Raw genomic sequence first — 20,480 nt, 5'->3', positions numbered from 1 at the left:
TTCAAAACGCAATAGAGTGTTCAACAATGATGCCCTTTTTTCTTTCATGTTTATATTGTAAAAAAGAAGTGAAAAACGTGAAAGAGGAAATCGCTATATTCAGAAAGGAGGGAGGCAAATGGCGGGAGAAGGAAAGCCTTTGCCGATTGAATTTTACCAGAGACCGTCAGTGGAGCTTGCCCCTTTATTGCTCGGCTGTCTCCTGGTGAAGGAGACGGATGAGGGAACGGCTTCAGGTTTTATCGTGGAAACGGAAGCTTATATGGGAGCGGATGACCGGGCGGCGCACAGCTTCGGCAACCGGCGCACGAAACGGACGGAAATTATGTTCCATGAGGCGGGCCGCATTTATACATACGTCATGCACACTCATACATTAATGAACGTCGTCGCCGCGGACATCGGCATTCCGCAGGCCGTGTTAATCAGGGCGGCGGAGCCTCATGAAGGACAGTTCCTGATGGAGAGCAGGAGACCGGGCAGACCCCCGAGAGAGTGGACAAACGGCCCGGGAAAACTGACGAAGGCGATGGGCATTTCAATGAACGACTACGGCGGCATGATCACGGAACCGCCGCTGTATATTACGGAGGGCTTTACGCCTGAACATATATCAACAGGCCCGAGAATCGGGATTGACAACAGCGGAGAAGCCCGGGATTATCCGTGGCGCTATTGGGTGACGGGGAACCGGTATGTCTCACGCTGACCATGTTTATAAACGCTGATAACAGGGGAAAGACAAGGTAAAAGAAAGGGGATTCAGACATTGAAAAAATTTTTCAAAACGATTATCAAATGGGCGCCCGTCATCTATCCGATCATCAGAAAAATCATAAAAGAACGGAAGGCATCTAAGCGGAACCGCATGTCCGCATCCCGAACAGCCGGCTGATCCGGCTGTTTTTTTACGGTCTTGGCATCGGATTGCCGCATTGACTTGAAATCCTCCCCAGTATAGAATTTACATACATTTACCCCTTCCTCATTCTTTTTGCCCATTTTTCACGTCTGCATCTGATCTGATAGGAGGTTTTTCTCATGCTTCATGGGCGGCTTCGTGAACTTCTGCGCTTGCTTTTAGCTGCTGAAACACCGGTTACAAGCTCAGTCATCGCTGCAAATGTAAAGGTAACGACGCGGACGGTCCGCAATGACATAAAGGAACTGCAAACCATTGTAGAAAAACACGGCGCATCCATTCAATCTGTCAGAGGGAGCGGCTATAAGCTGCTGATCCGGAATGAGCAGCCGTTTAAAAACTGGCTTCAGGACAATTTCCAGCAGAACAGCACCGTGCCGATTTTTCCCGATGAACGGATAGATTACCTGATGAAAAGAATGCTTCTGGCCGACGGCTACCTCAAGCTGGATGACTTAGCGGAAGAACTGTTCATCAGTAAATCCACACTTCAATCTGATTTAAAAGAAGTCAAAAAACGGCTCCGCCCCTATGACATCATTTTGGAAACAAGGCCGAACTACGGCTTTAAGCTGCGCGGCGAAGAGCTCCGCCTCCGTTATTGTATGGCGGAATACTTAGTGGACGACCGCGAGCCCGAGCCTGATCTCCTGAGTGAAAAGGCCGGTATTCTGCCGAAAGACGACATTCATGTGATCCGCACAGCCATTATGAAGCAGGTTCGAAACCATAAGATCCCGCTTTCTTTCTTCGGCCTGAACAATCTCATCATCCATATCGCCATTGCCTGCAAACGAATCCGGACAGAAAACTATGTATCTCTCATTCCGGAAGATCTTCATGATATTAAGCTCGAAACAGAATATCAGTCAGCGGAAGCCATCGTAAAAGAGCTTGAATCGGCACTTTCGGTCACCTTTCCCGAACAGGAAACAGCCTATATCGCCATTCACCTGCTCGGGACAAAGCGCATGACCCAGTCACAAATGGAAGGAAAAGAGCTTACAAGGCTGATAGACGGGGAAACCAGCCGTTTGACGGAGGCCATGATTGAAGCCATTGAGCGGGAGCTGAAGCTCGGAATCACGGACGACAATGAGCTGAAAGCGGGTCTTGCGCTCCATATCAAGCCGGCGATTAACCGAAACCGGTACGGAATGAACCTGAGAAACCCGATGCTCTCCGCCATAAAGGAAAATTATCCGCTCGCATTTGAAGCGGGAGTGATTGCGGGAATCGTAATCAAGGAGCAAACCGGCATTGATATTCATGAAAATGAGATCGGGTATTTGGCGCTTCATTTCGGAGCCGCGATTGAAAGGAGAAAGACGGAACGGCCGCCTAAACGCTGTCTGATTGTCTGTGCGTCCGGCGCCGGCAGCGCGCAGCTTTTAAGAGAAAAGCTCCGATCCCGGTTCGCAAAACGTCTTAAAATCGTCGGAACGGCTGATTACTGCAGCCTTGACCAGCTTTCCTTTGAGTCGATTGATTTTGTGGTCAGCACAGTGCCGATCAAAAAAGACCTGCCTGTTCCCGTATTGAAGGTTCATACGCTGTTGGGCGGCGGGGATTTTACAAAAATCGACGCCATGCTGGAAGAAAACCGGGAACAATTGAACTTTCTGAAACCGGAGCTGGTATTTTTGCAGCAGGATCTGGAGACGAAGGAGGACGTCATCCGTTTTCTCGGACAGCAGGTTGCAGAAGCCGGCCTCGCTTCTGATTCTCTGACCGATTCTATTTTTGAAAGGGAAGCGATTTCTCCTACGAGTTTCGGCAATCTTACGGCGATTCCGCACCCGCTCGTTCCGCAGACAGACACGACGTTTTGGGCGGTATGCACGCTGAAGAAGCCGATTGACTGGGCGGATAAGCGTGTCCAATTTGTCTGCCTGCTCTGCGTCGAGAAAGAAAGCAAAGCCGACCTCCAGCATATGTACAAATGGCTCGGCGGGATGTTGGATGATCCGGCCGCGGTAAGCCGTCTCTTAAAATGCACAACCTATCAGGAGGTTTTACGAGTATTCAGAGACAAACGATCAGCACCTTTTTTCCGTTAGCAGCGGAAAAAGCCTGAGTAGTTATGAAAGCGATTTCATAATATGATGGTACTAACATCGAGACATACAAAATATCAAACTTTCAGGAGGTCTTTTACATGAATATATTACTCGTTTGTGCAGCAGGGATGTCAACAAGCTTACTCGTCACCAAGATGGAAAAAAGCGCGCAGGAACAAGGAAAAGAATATAAAATCTGGGCGGTGTCAGGCGATTCAGTCAACCAGCATATTGATAAAGCGGACGTATTGCTGCTTGGGCCTCAAGTCCGTTATTTGCTTCCGCAGCTGAAAAAATTGGGTGAATCAAAAGGAGTGCCGGTTGAAGTCATCAATACCGTCCATTACGGCACTTGCAACGGAGCGGAGGTTCTGAAATCAGCGGAACAGCTCGGAAACGCATCGTAGAAAGGGGCGGGCCGTGTGAATAAGGTGAACCAGTTTTTAGAAGAGAAAGTCATGCCCATTGCCGGAAAAATTGCCTCCCAGCGGCATCTGCAAGCACTGCGTGACGGAATCATCCTCACCATGCCGCTTATCATCATCGGTTCATTTTTTCTAATCATCGGCAACCTGCCGATTCCGGGATATGCGGATTTCATGGCAAAGACGTTCGGAAGCGCCTGGTCTCAAAAACTGCAATATCCGGTTGATGCGACCTTTGAAATCATGGGCCTTGTCGCCGCTTTCGGAATCGCCTACCGCCTGGCCGAAAAATATGGGGTGGACGCATTATCGGCCGGTGCGATATCTTTGGCAGCGTTTCTCTTGGCAACGCCGTACAAAATTCCGTTTCTGCCTTCCGGCGCCAAAGAGGAAATCATGGTGGGCGGCGGCATCCCGCTGTCTCTCATGGGAAGCAAAGGGCTGTTTGTCGCGATGATCATCGCCATGCTGTCGACGGAAATTTACCGCCTGATCATCCAGCGGAATTTCGTCTTCAAAATGCCGGACGGCGTGCCTCCGGCGGTCAGCAAATCATTTGTCGCTTTAATTCCCGGCTTTGCCGTCATCTTTCTGATCTGGGGTGCGCGTTTAATTGTCGAAGCGACGCCGTTTGAAAGCCTTCATAACATTGTAAGCGTTGTACTGGGGACGCCGCTCTCGATTCTTGGGGGAAGTCTCGGCGGAAGCCTGGTAGCCGAAGCGGTTCAAATGCTCTTGTGGGCGTGCGGATTACACGGGGCGAACATTGTCGGCGGCGTCATGGCGCCGATCTGGTTCGGAGCGATGGATGCCAACCGGATTGCGTTTCAGGCGGGCGATGCGCTGCCGAATATTTTCACCCAGCAGTTCTTTGAAATCTGGATCAACATCGGCGGAAGCGGCGCGACACTGGCGCTCGTGGTCACCATGTTTCTCCGTTCGCGAAGCAAGCAGATGAAGCAGCTTGGGAAACTCGCCATCGGGCCGGCTGTCTTTAATATTAATGAGCCGATTATTTTCGGAATGCCGATCGTCATGAACCCGATGCTTCTCATTCCGTTCATTATCACACCGCTTGTCACACTGGTCTTTACCTATATCGGCATGAGCACTGGCCTCGTCGCCAAACCTGCCGGCATTGCCGTCCCATGGACGATGCCGCCGATTTTCTCCGGCTATCTTGCCACGGGCGGAAAAATATCAGGGGCTGTCATGCAGGCGATTAATATCATCACAGCCTTTATCGTGTACTATCCGTTCTTCAGAATGTGGGATTCGCAAAAGCTGAAAGAAGAAAACGAACTTGAACAATCGCAGGCGCCAGCCGTACAGGGAGACGAAAAAGCCGTGCTGTAGAGAAAGGGAGTGAAACACATGAATGAAAAAATGGAACAGACCATTTTTCAGATCATCCTGCATGGCGGCAACGGAAGAAGCGCATCAATGGAAGCCATTGCCGCCGCAAAGCGGGGGGACAGAGCCATGGCCGAGGAAAAGCTTCAGGAAGCCGCAAGGGAACTGACCGAAGCCCATCATTACCAGACAGAATTGATCCAAAATGAAGCCGGCGGAGAAAAAACAGACATGACGCTTTTAATGGTGCATGCGCAGGATCATTTAATGAATGCCATGACCGTGAAAGACTTGGCCGCTGAGTTAGTCGAGATTTACGAAAAAGTGAGTCTGCAAGGGGGAGCAAAAATATGACAAAAGGAATTAAAATTGTAACGATCGGCGGAGGTTCAAGCTATACACCGGAGCTTGTGGAAGGCATCATTAAGCGCTATGAGGAACTGCCTGTCAGAGAATTATGGCTCGTCGACATTCCCGAAGGCGAGAAAAAACTCAATATCGTCGGCACGCTTGCAAAACGCATGGTCGAAAAAGCGGGCGTTCCGATAGAGATTCACCTGACGCTTGACCGGAGAGAAGCTTTGAAGGATGCTGATTTCGTAACGACTCAATTCCGCGTCGGCCTTCTTGAGGCCCGCGCCAAAGACGAACGGATTCCGTTAAAATACGGCGTAATCGGCCAGGAAACAAACGGTCCGGGCGGTTTATTCAAAGGGCTGCGCACCATCCCGGTTATTCTGGAAATCGCGAAAGACATCGAAGAGCTTTGTCCGAATGCATGGCTTGTGAATTTCACAAACCCTGCCGGCATGGTTACCGAGGCCTTGCTCCGCTACTCGAATCTTACAAAAGTCGTCGGTCTCTGCAATGTGCCGATCGGCATTAAAATGGGCGTCGCAAAAGCATTGGATGTGGATGTCAGCCGGATCGAAGTGCAATTTGCCGGGCTGAATCACATGGTCTTCGGATTAGATGTTTTCTTAGACGGCGTCAGTGTGAAGGATCAAGTCATTGAAGCCATGGGAGACCCGGAAAACGCCATGACGATGAAAAATATCTCCGGAGCGGAATGGGAGCCTGAATTCCTGAAGGCGCTCGATCTGATTCCTTGCGGCTACCATCGCTATTATTTCAAAACGAAAGAAATGCTCGAGCATGAAATAGAAGCGTCACAGACGGAGGGCACACGCGCCGAGGTCGTGCAGAAGGTTGAGAAAGAACTGTTCGAACTGTACAAAGATCCGAATCTCGCCATCAAACCGCCGCAGCTGGAAAAACGGGGCGGAGCGTACTACAGTGACGCGGCCTGCAACCTGATCAGCTCCATCTATAACGACAAACATGATATCCAGCCCGTCAATACGATAAACAATGGCGCGATCGCCAGCATTCCGAATGACTCAGCGGTCGAAGTGAACTGCGTCATGACGAAAGACGGTCCGAAACCGATCGCCGTCGGTGATCTGCCGGTGTCTGTCCGCGGACTCGTCCAGCAAATCAAATCATTTGAGCGCGTCGCCGCTGAAGCAGCCGTCACGGGAGATTATCAAACGGCGCTTCTTGCGATGACGATCAACCCTCTTGTCCCGTCAGACTCCGTGGCAAAGGCCATTCTGGATGAAATGCTTGAGGCCCACAAAGAACATCTGCCCCATTTCTTTAAGTCGATTGAAGCATAAGAGCAGTAAAAAAACCCGGATTCGCTTCCGGGTTTTTTGCTTATTTTGATTCGCTTAGTGAGGCGACTTTCGTCGTCCAGCCGAACACGTCGGCTTCCGCGCCTTTTTGAATGCCTGTAATGGTATCATACAATTTCTTCGAGATCTCTCCGGTTTCACCGCTGCCGATGACAAGACTTTCATCATTCCAGATCAGTTCGCCGACTGGAGAAATGACCGCCGCCGTACCGGTTCCGAATGTTTCTTCCAATCGGCCGTCACGATGCGCCTGGATGATTTCATCGATCGAAATCTTCCGCTCGGACACAGTCAGTCCCCAATGTTTGAGAAGGGTGATGACGGAATTCCGCGTGATTCCTTCAAGGATGCTTCCGTTCAGCTCCGGCGTCACGATTTCGCCGCTGATTTTGAAGAAGATGTTCATGCTGCCGACTTCTTCGATGTATTTTTTCTCAATGCCGTCAAGCCATAAAACCTGGGAAAATCCCTTCTCTTCCGCAACCTGCTGCGCCTTCAGGCTTGAAGCGTAGTTGCCGGCCGTTTTCGCATTTCCGGTGCCGCCTTTGACGGCGCGCACGAATTCGTTTTCCACGGCGATTTTTACCGGTTTAATGCCTTCTTTGTAATAAGAGCCGACCGGGGAAAGTATGATAAACAGCTTGTACGTATGGGATGCCGCTACACCGAGGAAAGGCTCAGTCGCAATAATAAACGGACGGATATAAAGGGAAGTGCCTTCCGCTTTCGGAATCCAGTCTTGGTCGATGGCTACGAGCTGTTTCAGGCCTTCAAGAACAAGCTCTTCATCAATGAGCGGGATGCAAAGGCGGTCATTTGACTGGTTCAGGCGCTCCATATTTTTCTCCGGTCTGAACAGAAGCACTTCCTGATCCTTCGTTACATACGCTTTAAGCCCTTCAAAAACGGTTTGGCCGTAATGATAAACCATGGCCGCAGGATCCATTGAGATGGACTGATAAGGGATAATTCTCGGATCATACCAGCCTTGACCGGCGTCGTAATCCATAACAAACATATGGTCGGTGAAAATTCTGCCGAACGCAAGGTTATGGGGGTCCGGTTTCGGTTTTTTGGCTGAAGTCAATTCAACACGAATGTCTTGTTTCATAATGTTCTGTCTCCCTATTGGTGTTATTGTCAAACTTATTTGAAAATAATTTATATTCTATTGTATACCTTCAACAAATATTCGCAATAGTTTTCCTCAAATTTGTGAAAAAATCAAATCACATAAAAAGCAGGGGAGAGAATGCCCCCTGCGTGTTCGTTTTTACGTATTCTGTCATCACTGTGCTCAGTGAACCGTCACCTTGCCGGTTTTGTAAAACTGCTCCATTGCTTTATCGACGTACACCCAGCCCTTCCAGGCGATATGGATGGTGTCTTTCATAAAGTACGGATCATATTCGTGCCCGGATAAGTCGGCAACCTGAAAGCCCTTCGCTTTAATTTGCTTAGTGACTTTTTTGTAGTAATCAGTCCGGCCTTTTTTCGGGAAGCCGGTGTAGTCGTAAAACTTCCCATTTACGGGAATGACGACGAACATCGGCTTAGCGCCGGCATCCTTCAGAATAGTAAGCATATCTTCAAAATCGCTGAACTCCAGTGACTTTTTATAGGCGTATGTTCTGCCTTTGTTTGAACCTTTGGCTTTAGGCACTTTATTTTTGATCGTTTTATAAACAGAATCGTCTATAAAAAACGGATTAGAACGCGTGTGATCTTTACCATATTGAGCAGCCAGTTTTTCAAGCTGGGACCAGGACTTTCCCTTTAGGTTATTATTAACGAAACGTTTTGGTCCTTGCGGCTCTTCTATCGAATAATAAAGGTCCTTCTTTTCTAAGATATTATAATAAAGCTTCGCAGCCGGTGTTAATGCATTTACTTTCCAAGTCTGACCTTTTACAGACGCTTTATACAGTTCAGACAGGATTGCATCATTCTGTACAACTTTGTAGTGCAGCATACGCTTCATCATTTGTTTTTTCAGTCTCGGCTCAATGTTGCGATTAAAAGCCAAGTCAAGAGCTTGCAATGATGAGAAATTAGGAGCAAAATGCTGCTCATTTGAACCATGTTTTGTAAACCATTGCGGTGATACAATAAATACCATCTTTCTGCCTTTAAGCTGATCAGCATGAGCGGCAAAATTTATGGCATGAATTAAAGATTGCGAACCGCCTTTTCCGACAAGATAAGGCGTAAAGCCTTGGTTGTTCACTTGGAAATAGTTGGACGGATGAAACTCATCCAGTCTTGAAAGCTCGGAAGAACCGAAAATCGGCATATACTTCGAGTCTTCGAACATTTTGTTTTGCAGATAGAGCCCCTGGAACATATTCGGATTTAAGGCCGCTGCCGACTCTTCGACACGTTTTTCAGGAATGAAGCGCGTAAGCCATGAAGCTGGAACTGCGATAGCTCCGACAAACAGGACAAACGCTAAAATAATTGGTCCAAAGAAACGCTTTTTCATTTACTTCAACTCAGTCAGTTTGTTTACAATGTTGTTTGGCGTATTCCACTCGTCACGGTCAAATTCAGTGATCGGCACTGTAATGCCGAAGCGGTTTTCGATGGCGACAAGCAGTTCTACAGTTCCGAAAGAATCAAGCAGTCCTTCTTCAAAGATTTCAATATCAGGATTTTCTTTTACAGCGTCTTCCTGACAAACTTCAGCTAATACGTCTAATACTTCCTGTTTAAATTCCATGTGTTTTCAATCTCCTTTAGTGATGAAATGGTTTTCCTGAGAAAATATAAAATCCGAAACATACGAAATGGAATGTGATGACGATGGCTAAAAAGGCCGTAAAACGATTGGCGGGCAGCCACTTGTATTTCTTATTCCATTTCTCAAAAAAGTTATACCCGGTCATTAATACGGCGTGGTACAGGCCGTATACAATATATTGCAGGGCGAGTCCGTGCCAGACGCCCATCAGCATGAACAGCAGGAAATACCCGATGTTCGAGACGGCCATCCGGTTCTTTATCCATTTTTTCTTTGTCATCCAGAATACAAAGCGCATAAATACGTAGTCTCTGAACCAGAAGGATAAGGACATGTGCCAGCGGTTCCAGAAGTCTTTAATGTTTTTGCTGATAAACGGCTTATTAAAGTTTTCCGGAGATTTGATACCCATAATATAGCTTACACCGACGGCAAACATCGTGTAACCCGCAAAATCAAAAAACAGGTACAAGCTGTATCCGTACATGTACAGCACATTACCCCACAGTTTACTGTGGGTGATATGAGACAGATTCATAATGAAATACGTGTTAATCGCATATCCGATAATGAATTTGTACAAGAAACCGATAAAAATTTTATGAATGCCGGTATACAGTAAATCAGCGTATTCTCCCTTTGTCCATACTTTCTGTTCGTCCTTGGCAAATCTGCGGTATCTGTCGATCGGACCGGAAGAAATGGTCGGGAAAAACATAATAAAGTACAAAAGGCGGTGAAGCGGCATTTTTTCTTTAATCAGTCCGTCTCTCGTTTCCATGATCAGCTGGACGCCTTTAAATGTCAAATAAGAAATTCCTAAGAAACTGATCAGGTTATGAACCGGATGATGAGGCGCCGGCGGGAAGAAAAACGGCCATAATTTAGATAAAAACAGGGGTAAAATGGACGCGATCACGGCCATACTGAAGACAAAGCCGCTGTTGGCTTTCAGTCTGTAAGCGAGATAACCCCTGATTAAAAGCACCTGCCACAGCGTAAAGATACATAGTGCGATCACGCCGTGCAGATCATGCGCGAAAATCAAAGCCAATACGATGATGGATATAAACATGTTGTATCCTTGGAATCTCTTGCCGTTCAGCCCTAAAATAATCGTCGGCAAAAGAAGGATTCCAAGTAAGATAAAGAAGAAAAACGAGCTGTAAGGCGTCATACAAGAACCTCTTCGCCAATGCGTTTACGGTCGATTTTTCCGTTCGCAGTCATTTGAATGTGATCCTGATAAATGAATTTTCTCGGAATCATGTAGGCCGGAAGCGAAGCGGCCAGTTCTTTCTTAATGGCGCTTGTCAGCTGGAATTCTTTTTCAAAATCATGTTTTTCAGGCACGATGGCGGCAATTAAATATTCGACTGGTCCGTTAGGCTGATACGGGATGACAACCGCCGTGCGCACATATTGAGACTGCCTTACATGTACTTCGATTTCCTCCAGCTCCATGCGGTAGCCGTGAAGCTTAATCTGGAAATCAAGGCGTCCTTGGCAGAAAATCTGACCATCCTGAACATAACCGGCATCACCCGTGTGATATGCCCACTGGCCGTCAATTGAGAAAAACGCTTTTTCCGTCAGAGACGGTTCACCGAGATAGCCTTTGCTCACGCTCGGGCCGGCGATGATGATTTCCCCTTTTTCTCCGTCCGGAAGCTTATTCCCGTTTTCATCCATGATGAAGATATTCATATCGGGTTTTGCAAAACCGACGGGCAGGGATTCATTTTCATCGATGATCTGCTGCGTGATTTCAACGGAGGTGACGGCAACCGTTGTTTCAGTCGGGCCGTATGTATTGAATACGCGGGCCTTCGGAAAACGGTTTAACAGTTCCTGTGCCACGGCAGCCGGAAGCGCTTCTCCGCAAAACATAAATACTTCTGCCTCAGGCAGGAGCTCCTGCGTAAAGCCGGGGTCCATCAGACACATTTGGACGAAAGACGGCGTCGATGTCCAGACGTTCAGTTTGGATTTCTCCAGCTCTTCAAATAGTACTTTCGGTTTATTGATTTTGTCTTTCGTTACGCAGTGCAGCGTACCTCCCGTTTGAAGCGACGGGAAAATGTCCATGACAGATAAATCAAAAGAAAACGGAGCTTGGTTTAAGAATGTCTTACCCCCGCCCACAGGAAAATCCCTGCAGATCCAGTCAGTGAAGCTTTGCAGGTTATCAGCCGATATCTGTACGCCCTTCGGATTTCCCGTGCTGCCGGACGTGTAAATAATGTAAAACGTATCCAGCTCTTTTACCCAGTTCTCACGGCTGAGGTCTGCATCTCCGTCAGCTGCAAGCTCTTCGGGCGTAACGGTTTTAATCAGATTGCTTCCCGTATCGACTGCATCGCCCGATACGCTGATAAGCAGCTCTGCGCCTGAGCTTTCAATGATTTTGACGATCCGCTCCGCCGGAATGGAAACATCGACAGGGATGTAAGGGCGGCCCGCTTTGACGCTTCCCAAGAAAGAAACGATCATATTCGGCTCCATATGTCCGTAAACCAGGACAGGCGCTTTCGAACCGTCAGCTGTATGTTTTTGAATGCCGGACGCAACCCGCTCCGACAAATCCCATAATTCCCCGTAAGTGAGGGAATGATCTAAGGAACGAAACGCTATGGCCTGCGGCTTGGCGTCTGCGTATGTTTTTATAGCATCAAGTAGTTTCATAGTTATCCTCCCCGATTAGAAATCGTTGTAAATATAAGTGCCGGTATTCGCTGTATGAAATCCATACATCCAAAAGAGCAATACTAATATCAGAAAATAAAAGCCCGTATGAAACGTCCATTTGATCAATGTATTTTCATAAGCACGTTTTAATTTTTGCATCATATTCAAAATTCCTTCCCCGCGTATTCAATAATTACACCAGTATATGACGATTAGATTAACAAAAAGTTTCAAAATATGTCTAATATCCTAAGCTTAAAATTTCCTTAAAAATGAATGAGAAACAAAAGGATGGAAAACACGCATGTATAAATTGGAAAATGATCATACTAAAAAAGCGCTGTTCAGGCGGGATTTTTAACTTATCGTAAATATAAACGAGGTAAAAAAATTTTGGCGGCTTTTTCTTAAGCAGGCTTGTGCCGAACCCCAATGGAGAAGGGCGAAAAGCCGTTTCCGGCAGGATAGCTGATAAAGCGCCGCATCTTGTGAAATGAGGAAGAAATTATTATGATAGATAAGGTAGCAGAAAACGTGAAAACCCCAATTCAACACTACTGTTATCGGCTGACTGTGAAAGCCTTTTAATAGAAAGGAAGAGGAAAATGAATCAAAACAATATGGGGGGCAGCCAAAAGACGCCCGAGAAAGAAAGCATGGGCCGCATTTTGTGGCAGCTAACCCGCCCTCATACATTGACGGCATCGTTTGTGCCCGTACTTCTCGGCACCGTATTGGCGATGTTTTACGTAAAGGTTGATTTCCTGCTGTTTTTGGCCATGCTGTTTTCCTGTCTTTGGATCCAGATCGCCACGAACTTATTCAATGAATATTACGATTTTAAACGCGGTTTAGATACGGAGGATTCCGTCGGTATCGGCGGAGCGATCGTCCGCCACGGCATGAAGCCGAAAACAATTCTGCAGCTGGCGCTCGGCTCTTATGCGATTGCCCTCGTGCTCGGTGTTTATATCTGCATGAGCAGCAGCTGGTGGCTTGCGGCTATCGGCCTTGCCGGCATGCTGATCGGCTATCTGTATACGGGCGGCCCGCTGCCGATTGCGTATACACCGTTCGGGGAACTGTTCTCCGGCATTTGCATGGGCTCTGTATTTGTCCTTATTTCTTTCTTCATTCAGACAGGCAGAATTAATGAACAGAGCATTTTGATTTCCATCCCGATCGCCATCCTGGTCGGAGCGATTAACCTGTCCAACAATATTCGTGATATTGAGGAAGATAAAAAAGGCGGACGTAAAACGCTGGCCATTTTGATGGGGCATAGAGGGGCCGTTATGATACTGGCCGCATCTTTTGCCATCGCTTACATCTGGATCGTCGGTCTTGTCATTATGGGTTACACAAGCCCGTGGCTGTTCCTGGTCTTTTTGAGCGTGCCGAAACCCGTTCAGGCCGTGAAAGGCTTTGTGAAAAACGAAATGCCGATGAACATGATTATTGCGATGAAATCAACGGCGCAAACCAATACATTCTTCGGATTCCTGCTTTCAATCGGACTCCTGATCAGTTATTTCCGCTGATCAAATGAAAGGGCAAATGCCATAATCGGCATTTGCTTTTTTTTATGACATAATCTTCACGATATTGTAAAGAACCTGACCGCGGACTGACCCGTCTCATATATGGACAGCAAAGCAAGGAGATGAAAAAAATGGACTTGTCAACAGCCCATATGGATGATTTAAAAACGGTCATGGAAGATTGGAAAAATGAATTATTAGTTTATAAATTTGCTTTAGATGAGCTGGATACGAAGTTTTCTATCATCAGCCAGGAATATAATCTGATTCACGGGCATAACCCGATCGAGCATACAAAATCACGCGTGAAAAGTTTTGAAAGCATCGTCAATAAACTGATGCGCAAAGGCTGCGATGTGACGACGCAGGAAATGAAAGAGCATATTCATGATATCGCGGGTGTCAGGATTATCTGTTCCTTTATTTCCGATATTTATAATGTCGCTGAGGTTCTGAAGCAGCATAAGGACCTGAAGATCGTAAAGGTGAAGGATTATATCAAACATCCGAAGCCGAACGGCTACCGCAGTCTGCATTTGATTATTGAAATTCCCGTTTATTTGACGAATCGTGTGGAATATGTGAAGGCGGAAATTCAAATCCGCACCATCGCCATGGATTTTTGGGCGAGCCTTGAACATAAAATTTATTACAAATTAAATAACGAAGTCCCGAAGCATCTGACCGACGAGCTGAAGGAAGCGGCGGACATCGCCCATTATTTAGACGAAAAGATGCTTGGGATTAAGAAAGAAGTCGATTAAACGATTGACCCGTCACAACCAGCCGGACCGCTATTATACGCAGTCCGGCTGGTTGTTTTTATGTTTAGGTGTTTTCGCTTTCCCGCACGATGTATTCTGACGATGATTCAGGCTGAAATCCTGATTGAATTTGAACAGAGAATGCAATAGATATCAAATCGCAAACAGCACATTCCCGCAGAAAAAATGTGTAAGATCGAGGTTTACTTTTTTAAAAAAGGGAAAGACATTTGTACAACAAAAAGGGAGATGAATATCAGTGGGAAAGAATGAAACAATGCATATCGTATCATGTGCCGATGATAATTATGCTCGTCATTTGGGTGGGATGTTCGCTTCTTTATTGATGAATATGGATAAAACAAGGAATGCCAAATTATATGTGATCGACGGCGGAATTACTGCCGAAAACAAGGACAAGCTTGAACAGACCGCGATGTCATTCGGGACGCCGCTTGAATTTTTAGAAGTAGACGCTGATCAATACAAGCATGCAGTCGAAAGCAGCCACATTACAAAAGCGGCTTATTACCGCATTTCTATCCCTGATTTAATTAAGGATGAGTCCGTAAAGCGGATGATTTATATCGATTGCGATGCAATTGTGATGGAAGATATTTCGGTTTTATGGGACTTGGATATTTCCCCGGCAATAGTTGCGGCGGTAGAAGATGCCGGACAGCATGAAAGACTGAAAAAAATGAATATCAGCGACACTGCCAAGTATTTTAATTCCGGTATTATGATTATAGATTTCGAACCTTGGAGAACACAGAATATTTCTAAAAAAGTGATTGATTTTATCAATGATAACAGCTCGGAGGATTTTCTCGTGTTTCATGATCAGGACGCGCTTAACGCGATCTTATATGATCAATGGCATGAACTGCATCCGCGCTGGAACGCTCAGACGCATATTATCATGAATGAGAAAACGCCTCCTGAACTGATCGACCGTATACGTTACAGAGAAACACGTGCCGAACCGGCCATCGTCCATTTCTGCGGCGGGGACAAGCCTTGGAATACAGGCACTTCGCACCCGTATCGTGATCATTATTTCCGATATATGTCCTTTACGAAATGGAACACGATTGACCGCCCGGCCATGAACCAATAGGCAGGTGTGATGAAAACGCTTGTGAAGCCGTTGACCGGCTCACAAGCGTTTTTTTATTATTTCACCCGAATCGCACGCACGCGTTTTTGCAGGCTGGTCTTTTCGGCAGACGGCTTCAATCGGCTGACTGCCGTTTGCGCCGCTGATTTTGCTTTTTTCGTCTTGGTTTTTTCCGCCGTTTTTACTTTGTCCCTTGCCTGCTGCCGGTTGAGTTTATCTTTTATCCGGCCAAGCCGTTTTTCCAGAGCGGTTTTTTCTTTTCCCGGCTGGATTTCGCTGACTGCTTTTTGGGCTTTTGCGGTGTTGGCTTCAGAGGTCTTTTTTTCCGCCTGCTTGACGCTGGCCTCAGCTGTTCTCAAAAGGCTTGAGTTGACAGCGTTCAGCCGCTTTTGCAGCCCTTTTTTCTCTGAACCGGCCGGTAATTTGCGGATGGCGCTTTGTGCGGCGTTGACGGCGGTTTTTTTCTTTTGTTTTTCGGCAGTCCGGACTTTGTCTCTTGCGTCCGTCACATTTCTTGCCGTCTGAACTTTATTGATCCGCGCCTCGAGAGCGGTTTTTCCCTTTGACTTGGAAAGCTTGCTGACAGCCGTTTTTGCTTCATTGATATCTGCCTGCTTTTTCGTTTTTTCCGCTTTTATTACGGCCCGTTCGGCAAAGCTCTTTTGCTTTGTGTGATATTGCGCCAGTCCGTACCCGAATCGGCTGTCACGTCCGGGAGCGCCCAGATCTTTGACGTTCTGCTGCATCTGCTGCCGGAGCTGTGTATTTGTTTCCTCCGGATATTTCTGCCTGAGCAGCGCGAACATGCCGGTGACGTGCGGCGCGGCTTGAGATGTGCCGTCAGCCGTGGCGTACATTTGATTCAGATATGTGCTCGTAATATTGGTGCCGGGTGCGGCAAATTCAATTTGTTTTCCGGTCGTGGAAAAAGACGCGAGCCCGTTTTTTTCAGTTGACGCTGAGACTGCCGTTACGCTGCTGTAGGCGCCCGGATAATTGACGGGTTTTTTGTTGCCGTCGTTTCCTGCGGCGGCTACGATCACGATTCCTTTTTTGTAAGCTTTGTCAACGGCGTCGTGAAGACTTTTGCTGTCTGCGTTTGTCCCGAGGCTCATATTGATGATGTCCATTTTATTGGCGATCGACCAGTCGATCGCTTTAAGAAGGCTTTTAAGATCTCCCGCACCTTTTCTGTCCAATGCTTTAACCGCATATAAACGGACATCCGGCGCGATGCCGTCAATGCCGTATCCGTCATGTTTGGCCGCAATGATTCCGGCGACATGCGTCCCGTGTCCGTTGTCATCTTTGTATGAGGAAGTATAGCTGACTGCGGAATAGCCTCCGGCAATGGAAAGGTCATCATGAGGGTAAATGCCGCTGTCAATGACAGCCACTTTCACCTTTTTTCCGGTCAAGCCTTCTTTCCACGCCTGCTTGACCTGAGTCGGTTCGATATCCCATTGCGGCAGCGCGTAACTGCTGCTTTGGGCCGCTGATAACGGGCGGATATCAGAACCGCCTGCTGCCTGAAAGGATACATTCTCTTCTACATATAAGATGTCAGGGTCCTGTTTCAGGTCTTTCACCGTTTGCGAATCGGCTGACACGGCGACTGCCGGGAGATGCTGATAGGTCTGTTCCACATCCGCTCCGCTGTCTATGGCGGATTCCTTGCCGTTTTGATTTTTGTACACCACGATAACGTCCCGGTCGTGCGTCTCGGCGTGCGCGGGCGCCGCGGCGGAGAACAGTCCGACGCACAAGGCCGCGGCCATTATCGGTTTCAGGGTGTGATACATTGCGATTCCCCCTTTTTCTTTATATATCGGCAGTGCGGAATTCTTTTTTTCCTGAGGGATAAGGAAAATTTCTGTATGCAAATGTAAGCGTTTCCAAAATATGATGGAGAAAATGCTTTAAGACATCTGCGCAATGAACTCAAAAAGGGGGTTTTTGATAAATGAGTACGTTCAATCGGGTCATGGAAGAAAAAATCATGCCTGTCGCCGGAAAAGTCGCCGGCCAAAGGCACTTAAGAGCTTTGCGGGACGGCATTATTTTGACTATGCCGCTTATCATCATCGGATCGGTTTTTCTGATTCTGACGAGTCTTCCGATTCCCGGTTATGCCGATTTTATGGCTGGTCTTTTCGGTGAAAATTGGGTTGAAAAGCTCGGGTATCCCGTGAATGCGTCCTTTGATATTATGGCGCTTGTCGCCGCCTTTGGGATTGCTTACCGGCTTGCGGAAAGCTATGAGGTGGATGCCCTGTCATCGGGAGCCATTGCCCTTGCCGCCTTTTTATTGGCGACGCCGTATCAGATTCCGTTTATCCCTGACGGTTCGTCAACAGAGATTATGGTGGGAGGCGGCATTCCGATTTCGCTGCTCGGAAGCAAAGGTCTGTTTGTCGCGATGATCATTGCAATGCTGTCTACGGAAGTGTACCGGTTTATTATACAAAGAAATATCGTCATTAAGATGCCTGACGGAGTGCCGCCTGCGGTCAGCAAATCGTTCGTTGCGCTCATCCCCGGTTTCATTATTATTACGCTTGTATGGCTGGCCCGTCTGTTTATTGAAATAACTCCTTTTAAAAGTCTCCACAATGTCGTAGGCGATCTGCTGGGCACCCCGCTCTCTATTTTGGGCGGGAGTCTCGGCGGAAGTCTTATCGCCGAATTCGTGCAAATGCTGCTTTGGTCGTGCGGCATACACGGCGCGTCCATTATCGGCGGCGTCATGTCGCCGATCTGGTACGGGGCGATGGACGCCAACCGTTTGGCTTTTCAGGCGGGAGAAGCGCTGCCGAGCATTTTTACGACACAGTTCTTTCAAATATGGATTAATGTCGGCGGAAGCGGAGCGACGCTTGCCCTTGTGCTGACCATGCTTGTGCGCTCCAGAAGCAAACAGATGAAACAGCTCGGCCGTCTCGGCATCGGGCCCGCGATTTTTAACATTAACGAACCGATTATTTTCGGGATGCCGCTCGTCATGAATCCGCTGTTAATCGTGCCCTTTATCATCGCGCCGCTCTTGACCATTACGGCGACGTACATCGGGATGAGCACGGGGATGGTGGCAAAACCGGCGGGAATCGCCGTGCCGTGGACGATGCCGCCGCTGATTTCCGGTTATTTGGCGACGGGCGGGAAAATCTCCGGTTCGGTCATGCAGTTGATCAATCTCCTGATTACATTTATCATTTATTATCCGTTTTTCCGAATTTGGGATCTTCAAAAATGGAGAGAGGAACGGGCGGCGGAACAAAACGTCACAGAAGAAACATAAAAAAAAACGGGCGCTTTCGCCCGTTTTTTTAACGCTGGAAAAATTCGATCCATTCGCCGTCAGGTCCTTCAATGTAAAAGTAGCGGTACCCGTTCGGAAGCGTCGTGATTTCTTCATCAATGAATACGGCGCCCTGACGCTTCGCATGCGTGAACTCCGCTGCGATATCTTCAGTCAATAAAGCGACATGGTGCACTTTTCCTTCTGCGGGAAGCTCGCTGCTGTAGCCCTGGATCAGCTCAATTTCTGTCTCCGGCCCTTCTTGAAAGCCGAGAAAGGCAAGTTCAATAATGCCGTTCGTATGAGTGATACGATCCTTTAACTGCATACCGAGAACGTCTTGGTAAAAGGCGATGGATGTTTCAATATCTTTGACCATAATGCCTGTATGGTCGATTCTTTTGGCTGTCATGGTTTTCCCCCTGTTTTGAATTTTTCGGGACAATGCGGTGTTGATCATGTTTTATGGTACGATAAGAGAAAGCAAAACGAAAGAGGAATGCACAATGAAGCTACTTACAGTGAAAGATACATTTGCCGGAAAGCTGAAAAAAGGATTCCCCCTGATTGAAAAAGACGCTCTGTCCGGAAGCTCGGCTCATTTAACAGAGGGCGATCTTTTTGATGTGACATCCGAGAAGGGTGAGTTTATCGGAAAAGGCTATTACGGTTTGCAGAATAAAGGAGTCGGCTGGGTGCTGTCCCGCGCGAGAGATGAACGGATCGACGGACGTTTCTTTCTGGACAAGCTGAAAAAAGCGGTTGAAGCAAGAGCTCATCTGTTTAAGGCGCCCGATACGACGGCGTTCCGGCTTTTCAACGGTGAGGGCGACGGCATCGGCGGCGTCACGATTGACTTTTATGACGGTTATCTGCTGATTCAATGGTACAGTAAAGGCATTTACGCTTATAAGGACAGCATGATTGAGGCGATTGACGGACTGGAGCTTTCTTATAAAGCGATCTATGAAAAGAAACGATTCGATACTGCCGGGCAATACGTGGAAGACGACGATTTTGTCAAAGGCGAAAGAGGAGATTTTCCGGTCATTGTTCAAGAAAACGGCATACGGTACGCGGTGGATTTAAACGATGGGGCGATGACGGGCATTTTCTTAGACCAGCGTCATGTACGCAAAGCGATTCGGGACAAGTATGCAAACGGCAGACGGGTGCTGAATACGTTCTCTTATACGGGGGCATTTTCCGTTGCGGCGGCGCTTGGCGGAGCTGAGAAAACGACCAGCGTCGATGTCGCCAACCGCAGTCTCGGAAAAACGATTGAACAGTTCAGCGCCAACGGAATTGATTATGAGGCGCATGACATTAAAGTCATGGATGTTTTCAAATACTTCGGCTATGCGGAGAAAAAAGGGCTGGCGTTTGACCTCATCATCCTTGATCCGCCTTCTTTCGCCCGCACAAAAAAACGGACGTTCAGCGCGGCGAAAGATTATAAAAACCTGCTGAAGGAAACGATCGCCATCACCGCAAAAAACGGCATCATCGTCGCTTCGACAAACAGCAGCGCCTTCAATATGAAGAAATTTAAAGATTTTATAGAGACCGCCTTTAAAGAAACAAATGAGCGTTACGACATTTTGGAAGAATACACGCTTCCGGAAGATTTCAAAACGATTCCCGCGTTTAAAGAAGGGAACTATTTGAAGGTTGTTTTCTTGCGGAAAAAATAGGATGGTCATTTATAGCGTGGAAAGAGGGGAAAAGAAAACCCTCTTCCATCGCTCTAATCCGGGATAAATAATCTTTATATCTTACTGTTTAAAGAAAAAACCCGCTATTACTTAGTATCTCATCTGTGCCAAGTAAAGTGGCCTCACTAATCCCTCCGCCCAATTGTATCCTCGATAA

Annotated in this window: 20 protein-coding genes; 12 read left to right on the top strand and 8 right to left on the bottom strand. The window is 47.4% G+C overall.

Annotated elements, in window-relative coordinates; translation table 11 throughout:
• Positions 1-118: 118 nt before the first annotated feature.
• The 7 genes from OWN49_RS08860 (at position 119) to licH (ending at position 6,439) form a co-directional block, all read left to right on the top strand.
• A complete protein-coding gene (locus OWN49_RS08860) occupies positions 119-709 on the top strand; it encodes a DNA-3-methyladenine glycosylase (RefSeq protein ID WP_003150858.1) in 591 nt (196 codons plus the stop codon).
• Positions 710-760: 51 nt separating this feature from the next.
• Positions 761-895: a hypothetical protein gene (locus OWN49_RS08855; protein WP_369719122.1), complete on the top strand. Its 135-nt coding sequence runs from the start codon at positions 761-763 to the stop codon at positions 893-895.
• A 146-nt stretch (positions 896-1,041) separates the two neighbouring features.
• Positions 1,042-2,982 carry a transcriptional regulator LicR gene (gene licR, locus OWN49_RS08850; RefSeq protein ID WP_077723028.1) on the top strand — a complete coding sequence of 647 codons (1,941 nt, stop codon included), beginning with the start codon at positions 1,042-1,044 and terminating at the stop codon, positions 2,980-2,982.
• Between the two features lie 98 nt (positions 2,983-3,080).
• Positions 3,081-3,389: a PTS lichenan transporter subunit IIB gene (licB, locus tag OWN49_RS08845; RefSeq protein WP_003150863.1), complete on the top strand. Its 309-nt coding sequence runs from the start codon at positions 3,081-3,083 to the stop codon at positions 3,387-3,389.
• Positions 3,390-3,404: 15 nt separating this feature from the next.
• A complete protein-coding gene (celB, locus tag OWN49_RS08840) occupies positions 3,405-4,763 on the top strand; it encodes a PTS cellobiose transporter subunit IIC (RefSeq protein ID WP_176283600.1) in 1,359 nt (452 codons plus the stop codon).
• 18 nt (positions 4,764-4,781) lie between these two features.
• Positions 4,782-5,114: a PTS lichenan transporter subunit IIA gene (gene licA / locus OWN49_RS08835; protein ID WP_003150867.1), complete on the top strand. Its 333-nt coding sequence runs from the start codon at positions 4,782-4,784 to the stop codon at positions 5,112-5,114.
• Complete coding sequence (gene licH, locus OWN49_RS08830) at positions 5,111-6,439, top strand: 6-phospho-beta-glucosidase LicH (RefSeq protein WP_003150870.1); 1,329 nt, start codon at positions 5,111-5,113, stop codon at positions 6,437-6,439. Before licA ends, licH begins: the two co-directional genes overlap by 4 nt.
• A gap of 40 nt (positions 6,440-6,479) precedes the next feature.
• On the opposite strand, the gene OWN49_RS08825 is transcribed toward licH, so the two are convergent.
• From OWN49_RS08825 to OWN49_RS08800, 6 genes are all read right to left on the bottom strand, one after another.
• A complete protein-coding gene (locus OWN49_RS08825) occupies positions 6,480-7,571 on the bottom strand; it encodes a branched-chain amino acid aminotransferase (RefSeq protein ID WP_025853645.1) in 1,092 nt (363 codons plus the stop codon).
• 183 nt (positions 7,572-7,754) lie between these two features.
• Positions 7,755-8,939, bottom strand: coding sequence for a D-alanyl-lipoteichoic acid biosynthesis protein DltD (dltD, locus tag OWN49_RS08820; RefSeq protein ID WP_077723027.1), 1,185 nt, complete (start codon positions 8,937-8,939; stop codon positions 7,755-7,757).
• Entirely contained in the window at positions 8,940-9,176 is a 237-nt protein-coding gene (gene dltC / locus OWN49_RS08815) for a D-alanine--poly(phosphoribitol) ligase subunit 2 (RefSeq protein WP_003150875.1), read from the bottom strand. It abuts the gene before it with no gap.
• A 16-nt stretch (positions 9,177-9,192) separates the two neighbouring features.
• Entirely contained in the window at positions 9,193-10,374 is a 1,182-nt protein-coding gene (gene dltB, locus OWN49_RS08810; RefSeq protein ID WP_012118762.1) for a D-alanyl-lipoteichoic acid biosynthesis protein DltB, read from the bottom strand.
• Positions 10,371-11,882, bottom strand: a complete 1,512-nt coding sequence (dltA, locus tag OWN49_RS08805; RefSeq protein WP_070082563.1) for a D-alanine--poly(phosphoribitol) ligase subunit DltA — start codon at positions 11,880-11,882, stop codon at positions 10,371-10,373. Before dltA ends, dltB begins: the two co-directional genes overlap by 4 nt.
• Positions 11,883-11,897: 15 nt before the next feature.
• Positions 11,898-12,047: a teichoic acid D-Ala incorporation-associated protein DltX gene (locus tag OWN49_RS08800; protein ID WP_003150882.1), complete on the bottom strand. Its 150-nt coding sequence runs from the start codon at positions 12,045-12,047 to the stop codon at positions 11,898-11,900.
• Positions 12,048-12,490: 443 nt separating this feature from the next.
• On the opposite strand from OWN49_RS08800, the gene OWN49_RS08795 reads away from it, so the two are divergent.
• The 3 genes from OWN49_RS08795 (at position 12,491) to OWN49_RS08785 (ending at position 15,310) form a co-directional block, all read left to right on the top strand.
• Positions 12,491-13,426 carry a 1,4-dihydroxy-2-naphthoate polyprenyltransferase gene (locus OWN49_RS08795; protein WP_003150884.1) on the top strand — a complete coding sequence of 312 codons (936 nt, stop codon included), beginning with the start codon at positions 12,491-12,493 and terminating at the stop codon, positions 13,424-13,426.
• Positions 13,427-13,557: 131 nt separating this feature from the next.
• Positions 13,558-14,190, top strand: a complete 633-nt coding sequence (locus OWN49_RS08790) for a GTP pyrophosphokinase (protein WP_007407732.1) — start codon at positions 13,558-13,560, stop codon at positions 14,188-14,190.
• A gap of 259 nt (positions 14,191-14,449) precedes the next feature.
• Positions 14,450-15,310, top strand: coding sequence for a glycosyltransferase family 8 protein (locus OWN49_RS08785; RefSeq protein ID WP_077723025.1), 861 nt, complete (start codon positions 14,450-14,452; stop codon positions 15,308-15,310).
• Positions 15,311-15,366: 56 nt separating this feature from the next.
• Here the strand turns inward: OWN49_RS08785 and OWN49_RS08780 are convergent, their stop codons facing one another.
• The gene (locus OWN49_RS08780) at positions 15,367-17,112 is read right to left on the bottom strand and encodes a S8 family peptidase (protein ID WP_077723185.1); all 1,746 of its coding nucleotides are present in this window, start codon (positions 17,110-17,112) and stop codon (positions 15,367-15,369) included.
• Between the two features lie 161 nt (positions 17,113-17,273).
• Here OWN49_RS08780 and celB (OWN49_RS08775) point away from each other — a divergent pair, with 161 nt between their 5' ends.
• Positions 17,274-18,608, top strand: a complete 1,335-nt coding sequence (celB, locus tag OWN49_RS08775; protein ID WP_003150892.1) for a PTS cellobiose transporter subunit IIC — start codon at positions 17,274-17,276, stop codon at positions 18,606-18,608.
• Positions 18,609-18,636: 28 nt separating this feature from the next.
• On the opposite strand, the gene OWN49_RS08770 is transcribed toward celB (OWN49_RS08775), so the two are convergent.
• A complete protein-coding gene (locus OWN49_RS08770; RefSeq protein ID WP_003150894.1) occupies positions 18,637-19,020 on the bottom strand; it encodes a VOC family protein in 384 nt (127 codons plus the stop codon).
• Between the two features lie 94 nt (positions 19,021-19,114).
• Here OWN49_RS08770 and OWN49_RS08765 point away from each other — a divergent pair, with 94 nt between their 5' ends.
• Positions 19,115-20,302, top strand: a complete 1,188-nt coding sequence (locus OWN49_RS08765) for a class I SAM-dependent rRNA methyltransferase (protein WP_176283599.1) — start codon at positions 19,115-19,117, stop codon at positions 20,300-20,302.
• Positions 20,303-20,480: the final 178 nt, after the last annotated feature.

It is taken from the genome of Bacillus sp. NEAU-242-2 (assembly GCF_027853835.1).
GTDB classification, from domain to species: Bacteria; Bacillota; Bacilli; order Bacillales; family Bacillaceae; genus Bacillus; species Bacillus velezensis.
The sequence above is the reverse complement of the archived record's forward strand: the minus strand, read 5'-3'. Positions and strand labels throughout refer to the sequence as shown.

Excerpts from the sequence above, each read along its gene's own strand:
- OWN49_RS08860 (WP_003150858.1), top strand. The coding sequence starts at position 119 with ATGGCGGGAGAAGGAAAGCCTTTGCCGATTGAATTTTACCAGAGACCG.
- licR (WP_077723028.1), top strand. The coding sequence starts at position 1,042 with ATGCTTCATGGGCGGCTTCGTGAACTTCTGCGCTTGCTTTTAGCTGCT.
- licB (WP_003150863.1), top strand. The coding sequence starts at position 3,081 with ATGAATATATTACTCGTTTGTGCAGCAGGGATGTCAACAAGCTTACTC.
- licA (WP_003150867.1), top strand. The coding sequence starts at position 4,782 with ATGAATGAAAAAATGGAACAGACCATTTTTCAGATCATCCTGCATGGC.
- licH (WP_003150870.1), top strand. The coding sequence starts at position 5,111 with ATGACAAAAGGAATTAAAATTGTAACGATCGGCGGAGGTTCAAGCTAT.
- dltD (WP_077723027.1), bottom strand. The coding sequence starts at position 8,939 with ATGAAAAAGCGTTTCTTTGGACCAATTATTTTAGCGTTTGTCCTGTTT.
- dltC (WP_003150875.1), bottom strand. The coding sequence starts at position 9,176 with ATGGAATTTAAACAGGAAGTATTAGACGTATTAGCTGAAGTTTGTCAG.
- dltB (WP_012118762.1), bottom strand. The coding sequence starts at position 10,374 with ATGACGCCTTACAGCTCGTTTTTCTTCTTTATCTTACTTGGAATCCTT.
- dltA (WP_070082563.1), bottom strand. The coding sequence starts at position 11,882 with ATGAAACTACTTGATGCTATAAAAACATACGCAGACGCCAAGCCGCAG.
- OWN49_RS08800 (WP_003150882.1), bottom strand. The coding sequence starts at position 12,047 with ATGATGCAAAAATTAAAACGTGCTTATGAAAATACATTGATCAAATGG.
- OWN49_RS08795 (WP_003150884.1), top strand. The coding sequence starts at position 12,491 with ATGAATCAAAACAATATGGGGGGCAGCCAAAAGACGCCCGAGAAAGAA.
- OWN49_RS08790 (WP_007407732.1), top strand. The coding sequence starts at position 13,558 with ATGGACTTGTCAACAGCCCATATGGATGATTTAAAAACGGTCATGGAA.
- OWN49_RS08780 (WP_077723185.1), bottom strand. The coding sequence starts at position 17,112 with ATGTATCACACCCTGAAACCGATAATGGCCGCGGCCTTGTGCGTCGGA.
- celB (WP_003150892.1), top strand. The coding sequence starts at position 17,274 with ATGAGTACGTTCAATCGGGTCATGGAAGAAAAAATCATGCCTGTCGCC.
- OWN49_RS08770 (WP_003150894.1), bottom strand. The coding sequence starts at position 19,020 with ATGACAGCCAAAAGAATCGACCATACAGGCATTATGGTCAAAGATATT.
- OWN49_RS08765 (WP_176283599.1), top strand. The coding sequence starts at position 19,115 with ATGAAGCTACTTACAGTGAAAGATACATTTGCCGGAAAGCTGAAAAAA.